The following is a 15,330-nucleotide window of genomic DNA, read 5'->3' on the forward strand; positions in this document are numbered from 1 at the left end:
GCGCCGCCGCTCGCGGCGCCAGCAGGGACTGGATATGGCTGAAGAGTTGAATGTACTCAGGGACAAGATAGATGCGGTGGACAAGCAGCTGATCGATCTGCTGGCCGCCCGTCTGGCCCTGGTGGGAGAAGTGGGTGAGGTAAAGAGCCGCCACGGCCTGCCCATCTATGCACCGGATCGGGAAGCGAGCATGCTGGCCCGCCGCCGCGCCGAGGCTGAGCAGTTGGGGGTGCCCGGCGATCTCATCGAAGACGTGCTGCGCCGGGTGATGCGTGAATCTTATGCCAGCGAGAAAGATACAGGCTTCAAATGCATAAAGCCGGATCTTGGCAAGGTGGTCATCATCGGTGGTCAGGGCCAGCTTGGCCGCTTGTTCGGCCACATGTTCAGCCTCTCAGGCTATCGGGTCGAGACGCTGGAACAAGCCGACTGGCCGCGTGCTGACGAGCTCCTCACCGGAGCCGGTCTGGTGATGGTGGCGGTGCCCATCGATATCACCTGCCAGATCATCGACCGCCTCGGCAACCTGCCCGCCCACTGCCTGCTGGTCGATGTCACCAGCGTGAAAGCGGCACCGCTCGAACATATGCTGGCGGTGCACCAAGGGCCGGTACTGGGACTGCACCCCATGTTCGGGCCGGATGTGGCGAGTCTCGCCAAGCAGGTGATCGTCTGCTGCCAGGGTCGTGACCCCGCCGCCAGCCAATGGCTGCTGGATCAGATGACCATCTGGGGCGCCCGCTTGCAACAGGTGGAAGCCAAGGCCCACGATGATGCCATGACCCTCATTCAGGCACTGCGTCACTTCGCCACCTTTGCCTATGGCTGGCACCTCTCCCAAGAGCAGGCCAATCTGGATCGCCTGCTGAGTTTGAGCTCCCCCATCTACCGGCTGGAGCTCGCCATGGTGGGGCGGCTGTTCGCTCAGGATCCCCACCTCTATGCCGACATCATTTTGTCGTCACCGCAGAATCTGGCGATGATCCGTCGCTACTACCAAAACTTCGGTGAAGCGCTGGGGCTGCTGGAACGGGGGGACAGGGACGGTTTCATCGCGGCCTTCTCGCAAGTCTCCGGTTTCTTCGGCGAACACGCCGACCAGTTCCTGCGTGAAAGCCGCATGCTACTGGCCCAGGCCAACGACCGCCGCCAACACGGCTGATCCTGCAAAAGTAGTAACAACTCATGCCACTCGGAAGGAGCCGCCACCGTTCATGACTGGATGCGAGCCAAAGATCTCCATTGGAAGGGGCGATTAAGCGTGCAGGTTGCCATTAACAATGGCAACCCGCTTTGCAACTAGTCTCGCAGCAAACCCAGTCCTACCGAATCGTCGCCATCTGCCGCACGCAGCGTTGCTCTCTGTCATCCACCCGCTTGGCAAACCAGGCGGTGGTAAGGTTTCGGGTGATTTTCGGGCTCTTTAGCTGAATGCCGGGCAGGATGGCACGGGGCAATCGCTTGCCCGCTTGCTTGTCGGCCAGGGTAAAGATGCGATGGTAGAGATCGGTCTCGGCAAATTCGGCGGTATCCCCTTTACGCAGGCTCTGGTGGATCGCCTGTTTGCTCATATTGACCCGGTTGGCGAGGGTGTAGACGGCCAGCTCGGTATTGCCCGGCAGATCCGAGTCATAGCGGATCAGATCCCCGTCCAGCGCCAGAGTTTTGCCACTCAAACGGCTGACGGCAGCTTGAAAAGCGGCATTGCGACTGGCGTACCAGCCGGCGTTGAAATCGGCAAAGCGGTAGAGGGTATCCGGGTAGTCGGCGGGATAACCGAAGATATGTTTGGTGCCAAACCAGATGCCGCCGCGACGGGTAAAGACCTCGTGGCGGATGGAATCCTTGATTGGATAGGGGTAGCCACGGGCGTTGGCCTCGGCAAAGGCGATGCTCACCTGCATCGGGCCGCCGGTATGCACCGGGTTGAGGTTGCCAAACAGCGTCTTGCCCATCGGCAGCATGCTGATCATGTCTTCGAAGATTTCACTCATCTCCCGCTCGGTACGCAACTTGTCGATCCGCTCGGCGTAGCTCTTGCCGGTGGGCGAGTTGATGGAGAGCGCGGCACGCACCATAAATTCGGGGATCAGCAGCTTGGCTGCCCGTGAGTTGATCTCTTTCCAGGCGATCTTGCCAAGGCCCGGCACCACGGGGTCGGCCTGATAAGTGGCTTCCTGCTCCGCCACCGCCAGCACGCTACAGACATTGTGATCATTGACCGTCACCCCCTGGGTGGTGAGCGCCGTCACCACGTCGTTGGCCCACCCTTGTTTGTCAGGCACCTGGCGGGGCAAGAAGCGCACGATGCGGCTCTTCATATCCGCCGGTTTGCGCGGCTGCATGGCAGGCGGCGTTTTGGGGTTGCTCACGCTCGCCTCTTTGGCAGGCGCGGAGGCGGGATCACTGGCACAACCGGCCAGCAGCAAGGCAGAGCAGAAGGCAAGAAGACGACAGGAAGGCAAAGCGGTCATAAGCATGTCCATTTTTTGTAGGCCCTACAGGCAGCGCCGCTGGCACTGCACTGACAAGCAAAGTGGGGCCATTGTAGAGGATTGCCTGCTGCAGTTGAAACCCGCGCTCGCAGCATCCCCTCCCCTTGCCAGCTTTTGCCACCCCACGCGCCATCCGTTGTCTGCGATACGGAACTCATGACCTTCTTCAAGGATTCACCCGGCCCGAACCGAACGGTGAGCGACAGATAAAAAGAAACCCCCGCCATCGCTGGCGGGGGTTGGTCGTCTGGCAAGTCGGGCTGATGCCCGCTGCAAACTCTTAGCGGTTTTTCACCTTCTGGTGCAGCTCCTGCACCGAGTTGACGTTGGCGGTTGCATCCACGCTGATGGCCATGCAGGTGGCAAACGCCTCATTCATGGTGGTGGTATACGCCACTTTGTTCTGCAAGGCGGCGCGACGCAGCTGCTTGGAGTCCTGGATCGCCACCCGCCCTTCGGCGGTGTTGACGATGTAGGTGTACTCGCCATTCTTGATGCGGTCGAGAATGTGCGGGCGACCTTCGTGCACCTTGTTGACCAGACGCGGGTTGATGCTCGCCTCACCCAGCGCGACGGCTGTGCCGTGAGTGGCATCCAGCTCGTAGCCCAGCTCCAGCAGCTTGGCGGCCAAGTCAACCACCTGCGCCTTGTCGCTGTGACGCACTGACAAGAGGGCACGACCCTCTTTCGGTACGGCGTGGTTGGCACCCAGCTGCGCCTTGGCATAGGCCTCGGCAAAGCTGCTGCCCACTCCCATCACCTCACCGGTAGAGCGCATCTCTGGCCCCAGCAGCGGGTCAACCCCCGGGAACTTGGCAAACGGCAGTACCACCTCTTTCACCGAGTAGTAGGGCGGGATGATCTCTTTGGTGAAGCCCTGCTCTTGCAGCGACTGACCGGCCATCACGCGGGCGGCAATCTTGGCCAGCGGAGCACCGGTCGCCTTGGAGACAAACGGCACGGTACGGGCGGCACGCGGGTTCACCTCGATGAGGTAGATGTCATCGCCCTTGACCGCGAACTGCACGTTCATCAGGCCGATAACACCGAGCTCCAGCGCCAGCTTGCGCACCTGCTCGCGGATCTCGTCCTGAATTTTCTTGGACAAGGTATAGGGAGGCAGGGAGCAACCGGAGTCACCGGAGTGGATACCGGCCTGCTCGATGTGCTCCATGATGCCGCCGATGACCACGTCGGTGCCGTCGCAGATGGCATCCACGTCCAGCTCGGTGGCATCGTCCAGGAAGCGGTCCAGCAGTACCGGCGATTCGTTGGAGACGCTCACCGCCTCGGCGAAGTAGCGACGCAGATCCTGCTCGTCATAGACGATTTCCATGGCGCGGCCACCCAGCACGTAGGAGGGGCGAACCACCAGCGGGTAGGTAATGCGCTCGGCCAGCAGCACGGCCTGCTCCAGCGCGGTGACGGTGCCGTTTTCCGGCTGCTTGAGGCCGAGGCGCTCGACGGCAGACTGGAAGCGCTCGCGGTCTTCGGCGCGGTCGATGGCATCTGGGCTGGTACCGATGATCGGCACGCCGTTGGCTTCCAGTGCACGGGCCAGTTTCAGCGGGGTCTGGCCACCGTACTGAACGATGACGCCCTTGGGTTTTTCGATGCGCACGATTTCCAGCACATCTTCCAGGGTCACCGGCTCGAAGTAGAGACGGTCGGAGGTGTCGTAATCGGTGGAGACGGTCTCCGGGTTGCAGTTGACCATGATGGTCTCGTAACCATCTTCGCGCAGGGCCAGCGCCGCGTGGACGCAGCAGTAGTCGAACTCGATACCCTGACCGATACGGTTCGGGCCGCCGCCGATGATCATGATCTTGTCGCGGTTGCTCGGGGCCGCTTCGCACTCCTCGTCATAGCTGGAGTACATGTAGGCGGTGTTGGTGGCGAACTCGGCAGCGCAGGTATCGACCCGCTTGTAGACCGGGAAGATGTTGTGGCGGGCGCGCAGTTTGCGCACTTCCCCTTCGGCCACGCCGAGGATCTTGGCCAGACGGGCATCGGCAAAGCCTTTGCGCTTGAGGGCACGCAGGAAGTCGGCATCCAGACCCGCCATGCCGCGCTCTTTCACCTCTTCTTCCAGTTTCACCAAGTCTTCAATCTGCACCAGGAACCAGGGGTCAATCTTGGTCAGCTTGAAGATGCCATCCATGGAGAGACCGGCGCGGAATGCATCGGCGATGTAGAAGATACGGTCGCTACCGGCGTCCTGCAGCTCGTGACGGATGCGGGTCAGGGAGTCCGGGGCATTGAGGTCAACCATGGGGTCGAAGCCGGTTTTGCCGGTTTCGAGGCTGCGCAGCGCCTTGTGCAGGGACTCCTGGAAGTTGCGGCCGATGGCCATCACTTCACCGACCGACTTCATCTGGGTCGTCAGACGGTCGTTGGCACCGGCGAATTTCTCGAAGTTGAAGCGCGGCACCTTGGTCACCACGTAGTCGATGGCCGGCTCGAAGGAGGCCGGAGTGCGACCGCCGGTGATGTCGTTCATCAGCTCGTCGAGGGTGTAACCGATGGCGAGTTTGGCGGCGATCTTGGCGATGGGGAAACCCGTTGCCTTGGAAGCCAGCGCGGAGGAACGCGACACCCGCGGGTTCATCTCGATGATGACCATGCGGCCATCTTTCGGGTTGATGCCGAACTGGACGTTGGAGCCGCCGGTCTCGACGCCGATTTCGCGCAGCACCGCCATGGAGGCGTTGCGCATCAGCTGGTACTCCTTGTCGGTCAGCGTCTGGGCTGGCGCGACCGTGATGGAGTCACCGGTGTGGATACCCATGGGGTCGAAGTTTTCGATGGCGCAGACGATGATGCAGTTGTCGTTGCGATCCCGCACCACTTCCATCTCGTACTCTTTCCAGCCGATCAGCGACTCGTCGATGAGCAGTTCTTTGGTCGGGGAGAGATCCAGACCACGCTCGCAGATCTCGACGAACTCTTCGGTGTTGTAGGCGATGCCGCCACCGGAGCCACCCATGGTAAAGGAGGGACGGATGATGCAGGGGAAGCCGACCATCTGCTGCACGCCCCACGCCTCTTCCATATTGTGGGCGATACCGGCACGCGGGCACTCGAGGCCAATGCTGCGCATCGCCTTGTCAAAGCGGGAGCGGTCTTCGGCCTTGTCGATGGCGTCGGCGGTGGCACCGATCATCTCGACACCGAACTCGGCCAGCACGCCATGCTTCTCCAGCGCCAGTGCGCAGTTAAGCGCAGTCTGGCCGCCCATGGTGGGCAGGATGGCGTCCGGGCGCTCTTTCTTGATGATTTCGCGTACCACTTCCCAGGTGATGGGCTCGATGTAGGTGGCGTCTGCCATCTCCGGGTCGGTCATGATGGTGGCCGGGTTGGAGTTGACCAGAATAACGCGGTAGCCCTCCTCGCGCAGGGCTTTGCACGCCTGGGCACCGGAGTAGTCAAATTCGCAGGCTTGGCCGATGACGATGGGGCCGGCGCCGAGGATCAGGATGCTCTGAAGGTCGTTACGTTTTGGCATGAAACTCTTTCCTCTATTTCTTAGGCGCGATACTGCTTAATCAATTCAATAAAGTGGTCAAAAAGACCGGCACAGTCGTGCGGGCCCGGGCTCGCTTCGGGGTGCCCCTGGAAGCTGAAGGCCGGACGGTCGGTGCGATGGATACCTTGCAGGGAACCATCGAACAGGGAGACGTGGGTGGCGCGCAGGCAATCCGGCAGGCTGTTCTCGTCTACCGCAAAGCCGTGGTTCTGGGCGGTGATCATCACTGTGTTGTCATCAAGGCTCTTCACCGGATGGTTGGCGCCGTGGTGGCCAAACTTCATCTTGACGGTCTTGGCACCGGAGGCCAGACCCAGCAGCTGGTGACCCAGACAGATACCGAACACCGGCGTGTTGGTATTAAGGAAAGCCTTGATGGCCTCGATGGCGTAGTCGCACGGCTCGGGGTCGCCGGGGCCGTTGGAGAGGAAGATGCCATCCGGGTTCATCGCCAGTACCTCGGCGGCCGGGGTCTTGGCAGGCACCACGGTCAGGCGGCAGCCGCGGTCAACCAGCATCCGCAGGATGTTGCGCTTGACGCCAAAGTCATAGGCCACTACGTGATATTTCAGCTGGTCGGCATCCGGGGTGACGTGCCCCTTGCCAAGCTGCCAGCTCCCTTCGGTCCAGTTGTACGCCTCACCAACCGTCACCTCTTTGGCCAGATCCATCCCCTTCAGACCAGGGAAGGCGCGGGCCTGTTCGAGAGCATAGGCTTCATCGACCTGTTTCCCGGCCAGAATGCAGCCCGCCTGAGCGCCTTTCTCGCGCAGAATGCGGGTCAGTTTACGGGTGTCGATGTCGGCGATGCCAACGATGTTGTGAGACTTGAGGTATTCGGAGAGGGATTGCTGATTGCGGAAATTGGAGGCAAGTATCGGAAGGTCCCGGATGATCAATCCCTGAGCATGGATCTGACTGGACTCTTCATCTTCGCTGTTGGTGCCGGTGTTGCCTATATGGGGGTAAGTGAGGGTGACTATCTGACGGGAATAAGAGGGATCGGTGAGGATTTCCTGATAGCCCGTCATCGACGTATTGAAAACCACTTCACCAACGGAACATCCCTCGGCGCCTATCGACACGCCTTTGAACACAGTTCCATCTTCCAGCACTAGCAATGCAGTGTGATTCAAGACAACCTCCAGTTATTTAGCTTTAAATTCAGCAATTTACCTGGGTGTTGCGGGCTCGGTTCCGGTCTTGGACAGGACTCGAACCCGGCAGATTTCTGGCAAATTGGGCGCATTCTACTTAAAAAAAGTGGCATTTCAACGTCTTTTCTCAGATGAAATGCATCTAAATTCAATAAAAAAGCAACATTACCCATTATCTATGCACTCAATCGCTTTGCAACCCCCTCCCACGAAAGAAAAGGAAAAACCACCATCAAAAGATGCCGCCAAGCCAGCGATAACGACAAAAACAAACAAAAAAACCAATTAAAACAATGGCATTTATTTTTACACAAAAAACATTAATGACAAATTTAACGCTTTTACGATGACAAGAGTGAACGTGAAAAATGGAAAACGTTTTTCTGTGTTTGAATTTTTAGTCTTTTTCGGTCCGTGTAAAAAAATGGCTTTATCCGCCATAAAGATGCTCAAATCTGTTACCTGGTGATGACATTCAGGAAGGGAAAATCTGGTGGATAACGCAATAGTGTGATTTATAAGGCATTCAGATAAAAATTGCAGGCAGTGTGTCTTTTTATACAAACTCTGGCTGACTGACAGCAAAAACCCCGGCAAGCCGGGGTTTTTCACTGGGGTAGCAGTAGTACGAAAGTGCCGCTCAGAGGCATCACTTGAGATTGAGCACATCCTGCATGTCATAAAGACCGGCACCCTGCTGACCAAGCCACTTGCCCGCCCGCACAGCACCATTGGCGAAGGTCAGACGGCTGGAGGCCTTGTGGCTGATCTCCACCCGCTCGCCTATATCGGCAAACATGACGGTATGCTCCCCCACCAGATCGCCAGCACGAATGGTGGCAAAGCCGATAGTGTTGCGATCCCGCTCGCCAGTGATCCCCTCGCGGCCATAGACGGCGCACTCTTTCAGATCCCGACCCAGGGTTTTGGCGACCACTTCCCCCATGGAGAGCGCAGTACCGGATGGCGCATCCACCTTGTGGCGATGGTGGCCCTCGATGATCTCGATGTCGGTGTAATCCCCCATCACCTTGGCGGCCTGCTCCAGCAGCTTGAACACCAGGTTGACCCCGACCGAGTAGTTGGAGGCGAACACGATACCGATCTGCTTGCCCGCCTCTTTCAGGGCGGCCTTGCCTGCATCGTCAAAACCGGTGGTGCCGATCACCATCTGCTTGTGGTGGGCCAGCGCAAAGGCCAGATTGGCCAGGGTCACCTCGGGGCGGGTGAAGTCGATGATGAGATCAAACTCATCGCGCACCTTGTCAAGACTGTCGCTGATGGCCACACCCAGATGGCCCAGCCCATTGAGCTCACCGGCATCAAGACCGATCACCGCCGAACCCGGCCGCTCCAGCGCGGCACCGACCACTACGCCATCGGTGTTGGTGATGGCCTCCAGCAGCACCTTGCCCATACGACCATTACAGCCCATCACGGCCACACGGATCGGATTGTCCATCTCCACCCTCTCATCTCTTTTAATTATGGAAAGAGACCGTTTTACCAGCCCGCGCCGGGTTTGAAAAGCCATGATGCCACCACTCCTTGCTGCGCTCGCCAACGGCAGCGCACACTGGCTGGCCAAGAACTTCCTTTTGGTCACAGGCCGTTTTTCATCGTCTCACTCCATCATTTGGCAGACCGGGTGCCATCTGATAGGTTCGAACGAGTGAAATGCCAGCATAAGCAAAATCAGGGCAACGCCCGTGTCGATATCAAACGAGGTGCAAGGATGAGCGCAGGATTGCTGTTTGCTGTGGGGTTGATATCACTGACCCTGGTCATACTGGCCGCGGCTCTGCTGTTTGGTGGGCCGAGCTCGGCATCGGCGATGGCCAGCATCAACGACCCTTTCAAGGGGAGTGGCTGGAGCAACATGCCACCCCTCTCAAGATACCCGGCGCGTGACGGCACGCAGCTGGCCTATCGGCACTATGGCGCAGAGGGCAATACGAAGAACAACAAGGTCAAGGGCAGTGTGGTATTGGTTCATGGCTCTTCTGCCAGCAGCCAGAGCATGCACAAGATGGCGGACGCCTTTTCGCAAGCGGGATATGACGCCTACGCCCTCGATATTCGCGGCCATGGCGCATCGGGCAACAAAGGCACCATTGCCTACATCGGCCAGCTTGAGGACGATCTGGAAGATTTCATCAAGTCGGTAGCCCCCGACAAGCCTGCAACACTCGTCGGCTTCTCGTCAGGGGGTGGCTTTGTGCTGCGCGTTGCTGGCAGTGCGCGACAAACCCTGTTCGAGAGCTATCTGCTGCTCTCCCCCTATCTTGGCCCCACCGCCGCCAACTACCGGCCCAACAGCGGTGGCTGGGTGCGTGTCGGCTTGCCTCGCCTCATCGCCCTGAGCATCCTCAACGGTTTCCATATTTCCGCACTCAACCATCTGACCGTGCTGAACTTTGCCCTCAATGATGAGGCGAAATCCCTGCTGACCCCCTCCTACTCCTTCAACCTTGCTTCGAACTTTCAGCCGGAGCGTGACTACCAGCAGAACATACGCAATGTGCAACGCCCCTGCGCCGTGATCGCGGGTGCAAATGACGAAGCCTTCCAAACAGATCAACTTGAACCTGAGTTAAGACGTCTCGGCATCTCCTGGCCTGTCACCCTGCTGCCCGGTATTGGCCACATTCCCCTGACGCTGGAACAGGATGCTCTCGCGACAGCCGTTCAGGCGGTGGAGAAACTGGCACAGTAACCACACAGCCCAGGTCTTGTGTCCACGCGTTCTGGAAATATCCGTACCATGCTCACGTAGAGATAGAGAGAGGTGCGGCTGACGTTTGGCTGCGGGAGAAATCCCCAAGATGGCATGCAGAGATCTTATCGTTTACCTCTTTCCTTATTAAAGGCACGCGATACCCCCAGATACCGGCGGACTGTGTCAGAACAGCAATGAACAATAATCAGCACTAACTTCTTTTTCCGAATATTCTTTGGATATCTCAACAACACCAGAATCATCAAACAAAAACACCTATCCATCTGGACGTCTATCTTGACCAAGCGAGGTTGACTCACTACTGTGGGCACCCCAATGCGGCAGGATGCCCGCCCTGTTTTCCCCCTATCCCTATCCGATACAGGTACAAAGCAGTTTATGACAGGAGGTCATTGTTCAATTTCAGAGGAACACATGATCCAGACTCAACCCAGTGCCAGGGCCTTGTTGCCACTTCTGGTTTTTCTCGCACTCTTTATCGGTACCGGTACCTGGCTGACCCTGCAGGGGGTCGAATTCGCCTTCTATCAGCTGCCCGCTCCGGTTGCTGCCCTGCCTGCGGTGATGCTCGCCCTGCTGCTTGGCAAAGAGAGCTTCAACAGCAATCTGGAGACCTTCTTCAAGGGGGTCGGCCACAGCAATATCATGGCGATGTGCCTTATCTATCTGCTGGCGGGGGCCTTTGCCAGCGTGGCCAAGGCCACCGGCGGCGTTGATGCCACCGTGGCGCTGGGTCTCTCCCTCATTCCCGGCTGGGCGCTGTTGCCCGGACTGTTCCTCATCTCTGCCTTTATTGCTACCGCTATGGGCACCTCCATGGGCACCATAGGTGCCGTGGCGCCGGTCGCGCTGGGCGTGGCGCAGGCGGCTGGTATCGATCCGGTACTGATGGCAGGCACCATTCTCTCCGGCGCCATGTTTGGCGATAACCTCTCCATCATCTCCGACACCACCATAGCAGCAACCCGCAGTCAGGGGTGCGAGATGAAGGACAAGTTCCGCGAAAACTTCAAGATTGCTGCCCCTGCTGCCATCGCGGTGATCCTGCTCTATCTGACCCTGGGCTCAGTGGGTGAATCCCCTGCCAGCGGCAGCGCCATCGAGCTGTTCAAGGTGATGCCTTATCTGCTGATCTTGGGGCTGGCGCTCGCCGGAGTGAATGTGTTTGTGGTGCTGGGGATAGGTATTCTGGCCGCCGGAGTGGTGGGCATGATCAACGGCTACGCCATCGGTCAGTTCAGCAAGGATATCTATCAGGGCTTTACAGGCATGCAGGAGATCTTCCTGCTCTCCATGCTGATCGGCGGCCTCGGCGCCCTGATGGAGCGTCAAGGTGGACTGGCATGGATCAGCGAGCGCATCAGCGCCCTGATTGCCCGTTTCACTCGCGAGCACAATGGTGAACAGAACGAGAAAGCGGCCGAGCTCGGCATCGCCGGGGTGGTGAGCCTAACCAACCTGTGCACCGCCAACAACACGGTGGCTATTATCGTCGCCAGCAAGGTAGCCCGAGATCTGGCCGAACACCACGGTGTCACCCCGCGCCGCGCCGCCTCCATGCTCGATATCTTCTCCTGCGTGGTACAGGGTCTGATCCCCTGGGGCGCACAGGCGCTGCTGCTGGGATCCATCTTCGCCCTGTCGCCGTTGGCGGTGGTGAGCATGAGTTTCTACCCGATGGCGCTGGCTGTAGCGGCACTGATTGCCGTGTTTGTGAAGCACCAGATGCGCGGCAAGGCTGAGAAGTAACTGACCAGAGGCTGACGCGCCGACATGCCATCAACACGGGCCACATCCTGGCCCTTGTTGGCTCACTAACGGATCCACCAGCATTTATCCCACCGTCCCGGGCATCAGCCGTCCGGGGCGGGAGTTCCCCTGCCCCCCTTAACGTCAAGAGTGAATGTGCTAAGGTAGAGCGCGTTCAAGCCATCGATGCGCAGCTATACCAGAGGTTCCCCATGCATGAGTCCCAACCCGAACGTCAATCCCTGCGCCAACTGGTTCGTCAACGCCGCAAAAATCTGAGTCCGGCCGAGCAGCAATTGGCGGCCCAACAGCTGCTGGCCCAGTTCAAGCAACACCCCGAGATCCTCGCCGCCAAACGCATTGCCCTCTATCTGGCCAATGACGGGGAGATCAACCCCTTGCCCACCATCCATTGGCTGTGGGCCCAGCACAAAGAGGTCTACCTGCCGGTGCTCCACCCCTTTACCCCGGGTCACCTGCTCTTTTTGCGCTATACCGCCACCAGCCCCATGGTACGCAACCGCTACGGCATCGAAGAGCCGGAGCTGGATATCCTGCAGGTGGTGCCCCACAGCACGCTCGATCTTATCTGCACCCCGCTGGTCGCCTTCGATGCCCAGGGCAATCGTCTTGGCATGGGGGGCGGCTACTATGATCGCACTCTCGCCATCTGGCATGAGCACAAGCTGGGGCCCAAGCCACTCGGCATTGCCCACGACTGCCAGCAGGTAGATTCCGTCCCGCAAGAGGAGTGGGATGTGCCGCTGCCCCAGATCATCACCCCAAGCCACTGCTGGCGCTTTGAATAGGCTGTTTTTGGCCGGCAGCCCCGGCTTTGTGCGCGCAAACGCAGAATAAACAGGCAAACGATTTACAAAGTTCCTCTTTTTGCCCAGGAACGTGAGCAACAAGGTCGCGACGGGGTACCGGGTTGGATATAATGCGCCCGCTTTTTTCTTAAGGAACGATCATGACTCAAGATGAAATGAAGAAGGCGGCCGGTTGGGCTGCGCTCAAGTATGTGGTTCCCGGCACCATCGTCGGGGTGGGCACCGGCTCTACCGTCAACCACTTTATCGACGCGCTGGCGACCATGAAGGACGAGATCAAGGGGGCGGTATCCAGCTCCGTGGCCTCTACCGAGCGCCTCAAGGGCTTCGGCATCACCGTATATGATCTCAACGAGATCGACGCCCTCTCCGTCTATGTGGATGGCGCCGACGAGATCAACGCAACCCGCGACATGATCAAGGGTGGTGGCGCAGCCCTGACCCGCGAGAAGATCGTTGCCGCCGTCGCTGACAAGTTCATCTGCATCATCGACAACACCAAGACCGTCGACGTGCTGGGCCAGTTCCCGCTGCCGGTCGAAGTGATCCCGATGGCCCGCGAATACGTGGCCCGCGAAATTCGCAAACTGGGTGGCAACCCGGTGTGGCGTGAAGGGGTCGTCACCGACAACGGCAACCACATTCTGGATGTGAAAGGCATGGCCATTACCGACGCCAAGGCGCTGGAAGTACGACTGAACGCCATTGTTGGTGTGGTCACCAACGGCCTGTTCGCCGCCCGCGGCGCCGATGTGGTCCTGATCGGTACGCCGGACGGCGTGATTACCCAGTAATCCCGACACCGGCAGCACAGTGCAGCGGCATCCTCCCTCGCACGCCAGCGCCACTCTGCAACCTCTGACGCAGCAGCGGCGTTGATTGAGCCCCGGGATGGGATATGACCCAAACATTGCACTGTGAATAAATGACGGCGCCTGATGGCGCCGTTTTTATTTATCCCTCAACAAGTTGCATACGGATGTTTACAACATTCGTTGATAACTTCAAAGAATTTGACTTTCGTCACAAATATTCCCTCTCCCAAACGTTTTTGCTACTTTACGGTTTTCTTCGCACACCAAATCTGCACTTACGTTTGCACATACAGAGGGATCGTCATGACTGCCAAGTTTTCGTTGGACAAGGATAAAATCAAGGTTCTGCTGCTGGAGGGGGTTCATCCCAACACCGTAGAGACCTTTCGTGCCGCAGGTTACACCAGTGTGGAGTATCTCAAGACCTCGCTCTCCGAAGAGGAGCTGATCGAGCAGATCCGCGACGTCCATTTCATCGGGCTGCGCTCCCGCACCCAGATCACCGAGAAAGTCCTCGACGCCGCCAACAAGCTGGTTGCCATCGGCTGCTTCTGCATCGGTACCAACCAGGTCGAGCTGGAAGCGGCCCAGATCCGCGGTATTCCGGTCTTCAACGCCCCCTTCTCCAACACCCGTTCGGTCGCCGAGCTGGTTCTGGGCGAGATCCTGCTGCTGCTGCGCGGCATCCCCGAGAAAAACGCCAAGTGCCATCGCGGCGTGTGGGAAAAACTGGCCAACCGCTCGGTGGAAGCGCGCGGCAAGAAGCTCGGCATCATCGGCTACGGCCACATCGGTACCCAGCTTGGCATCATCGCCGAAAGCATCGGCATGAAGGTTTATTACTACGATATCGAGAACAAGCTCTCGCTGGGTAACGCCATTCAGGTGCCGAGCATGGTCGAGCTGCTCAATATGTCTGACGTCATCAGCCTGCACGTGCCGGAGACCGCCTCCACCAAGAACATGATCGGAGCCGAGCAGCTGCGGATGATGAAACCGGGCGCCATCTTCATCAACGCCGCCCGCGGTACCGTGGTGGATATCGATGCGCTGGCTGACGTCATCAAGAGCGGCCATATCGCCGGTGCCGCCATCGACGTCTTCCCGGTCGAGCCCAAGTCCAATGACGAAGAGTTCCAAAGCCCGCTGCGTGGGCTGGAGAACGTCATCCTGACCCCGCACATCGGTGGCACCACCCATGAGGCGCAGGAGAACATCGGGCTGGAAGTAGCCAACAAGCTGGTCAAATACTCCGACAACGGCTCTACCCTCTCCGCCGTCAACTTCCCGGAAGTGTCGCTGCCAGGCCACAAGGGCTCCAGCCGCCTGCTGCACATTCACCGCAACCAGCCGGGCGTGATGAACCAGATCAACCAGATCTTCGCCGAAGAGGGGATCAACATCGCCGGTCAATACCTGCAGACCAGCAGCCATATAGGTTACGTGGTGATCGACGTGGAGACCGAGCACAGCGAGAAGGCGCTCGCCAAGCTCAAGGAGATCAACGGCACCATCCGAGCCCGCATTCTCCACTGATAGACCCTTATCTGCGCAGCAAAAAGCCCGTCGTGATGACGGGCTTTTGTATGAAGCAGAACCTAAAGGCAGCGTGATGGCTTACCACCACCCCAACAGGTTGCGCCCCACCAGCGCCCCCCATACCAGAGCATTGAGGGCCAGCGCGATAAAGACGGCGGCGGAGCCCAGATCCTTGGCGCGGCCGGAGAGCTCATGATGCTCGGAGCCAACCCTGTCTACCACAGCTTCAATGGCGGAGTTGAGGATCTCGACGATCACCACCAGCCAGCTGATGACGATAAGCAGCAGGATCTGGTTGAGAGAATCCCCCAGCCAGAAGGCAAGTGGCATCAGCAACAGGATCAGCATCAGCTCCTGCCGAAAAGCCGCCTCGTTAATCCAGGCTGACTTGAGCCCCTTCATGCTGTAACCGGTTGCGTTGATGATGCGGGTGACCCCTGTTGCCCCTGGCTTTGCCACGCTATCTACCTCATTTGGAA

11 protein-coding genes are annotated in these 15,330 nt (G+C 58.8%); 6 read left to right on the top strand and 5 right to left on the bottom strand.

Going from position 1 to position 15,330, the window contains the following annotated elements:
• Positions 1-34: 34 nt before the first annotated feature.
• Positions 35-1,162: a bifunctional chorismate mutase/prephenate dehydrogenase gene (gene tyrA, locus OKC43_RS02395; protein WP_270803803.1), complete on the top strand. Its 1,128-nt coding sequence runs from the start codon at positions 35-37 to the stop codon at positions 1,160-1,162.
• A gap of 160 nt (positions 1,163-1,322) precedes the next feature.
• On the opposite strand, the gene OKC43_RS02400 is transcribed toward tyrA, so the two are convergent.
• The 4 genes from OKC43_RS02400 to dapB all read right to left on the bottom strand — a co-directional run bounded on the left by OKC43_RS02400 (position 1,323) and on the right by dapB (position 8,640).
• On the bottom strand, positions 1,323-2,474 hold the full coding sequence (locus OKC43_RS02400) for a DUF1615 domain-containing protein (RefSeq protein ID WP_047437512.1): 1,152 nt from the start codon (positions 2,472-2,474) through the stop codon (positions 1,323-1,325).
• 301 nt (positions 2,475-2,775) lie between these two features.
• Positions 2,776-6,000 carry a carbamoyl-phosphate synthase large subunit gene (gene carB, locus OKC43_RS02405; RefSeq protein WP_005337626.1) on the bottom strand — a complete coding sequence of 1,075 codons (3,225 nt, stop codon included), beginning with the start codon at positions 5,998-6,000 and terminating at the stop codon, positions 2,776-2,778.
• Between the two features lie 20 nt (positions 6,001-6,020).
• Complete coding sequence (gene carA / locus OKC43_RS02410; protein WP_005337628.1) at positions 6,021-7,157, bottom strand: glutamine-hydrolyzing carbamoyl-phosphate synthase small subunit; 1,137 nt, start codon at positions 7,155-7,157, stop codon at positions 6,021-6,023.
• A gap of 670 nt (positions 7,158-7,827) precedes the next feature.
• On the bottom strand, positions 7,828-8,640 hold the full coding sequence (dapB, locus tag OKC43_RS02415; protein ID WP_005347132.1) for a 4-hydroxy-tetrahydrodipicolinate reductase: 813 nt from the start codon (positions 8,638-8,640) through the stop codon (positions 7,828-7,830).
• Between the two features lie 273 nt (positions 8,641-8,913).
• Between dapB and OKC43_RS02420 the strand changes: the two genes are divergently transcribed.
• The 5 genes from OKC43_RS02420 (at position 8,914) to serA (ending at position 14,848) form a co-directional block, all read left to right on the top strand.
• Positions 8,914-9,894: an alpha/beta hydrolase gene (locus OKC43_RS02420; RefSeq protein ID WP_270803804.1), complete on the top strand. Its 981-nt coding sequence runs from the start codon at positions 8,914-8,916 to the stop codon at positions 9,892-9,894.
• Between the two features lie 438 nt (positions 9,895-10,332).
• Complete coding sequence (locus OKC43_RS02425) at positions 10,333-11,667, top strand: Na+/H+ antiporter NhaC family protein (protein WP_069555428.1); 1,335 nt, start codon at positions 10,333-10,335, stop codon at positions 11,665-11,667.
• A gap of 212 nt (positions 11,668-11,879) precedes the next feature.
• Positions 11,880-12,476: a 5-formyltetrahydrofolate cyclo-ligase gene (locus OKC43_RS02430; protein WP_216953270.1), complete on the top strand. Its 597-nt coding sequence runs from the start codon at positions 11,880-11,882 to the stop codon at positions 12,474-12,476.
• A gap of 161 nt (positions 12,477-12,637) precedes the next feature.
• Positions 12,638-13,291: a ribose-5-phosphate isomerase RpiA gene (rpiA, locus tag OKC43_RS02435; protein WP_005353106.1), complete on the top strand. Its 654-nt coding sequence runs from the start codon at positions 12,638-12,640 to the stop codon at positions 13,289-13,291.
• Positions 13,292-13,615: 324 nt separating this feature from the next.
• Positions 13,616-14,848, top strand: a complete 1,233-nt coding sequence (gene serA, locus OKC43_RS02440; protein WP_005337639.1) for a phosphoglycerate dehydrogenase — start codon at positions 13,616-13,618, stop codon at positions 14,846-14,848.
• Positions 14,849-14,929: 81 nt separating this feature from the next.
• Here serA and OKC43_RS02445 read toward each other — a convergent pair whose 3' ends face one another.
• Positions 14,930-15,310 (bottom strand): diacylglycerol kinase, encoded by a 381-nt coding sequence (locus OKC43_RS02445; protein WP_005337641.1) that lies wholly within the window; start codon positions 15,308-15,310, stop codon positions 14,930-14,932.
• Positions 15,311-15,330 lie beyond the last annotated feature (20 nt).

Origin of the sequence: Aeromonas sp. Y289-2 (assembly GCF_027705925.1) — a bacterium.
Taxonomy (GTDB): Bacteria; Pseudomonadota; Gammaproteobacteria; order Enterobacterales; family Aeromonadaceae; genus Aeromonas; species Aeromonas veronii.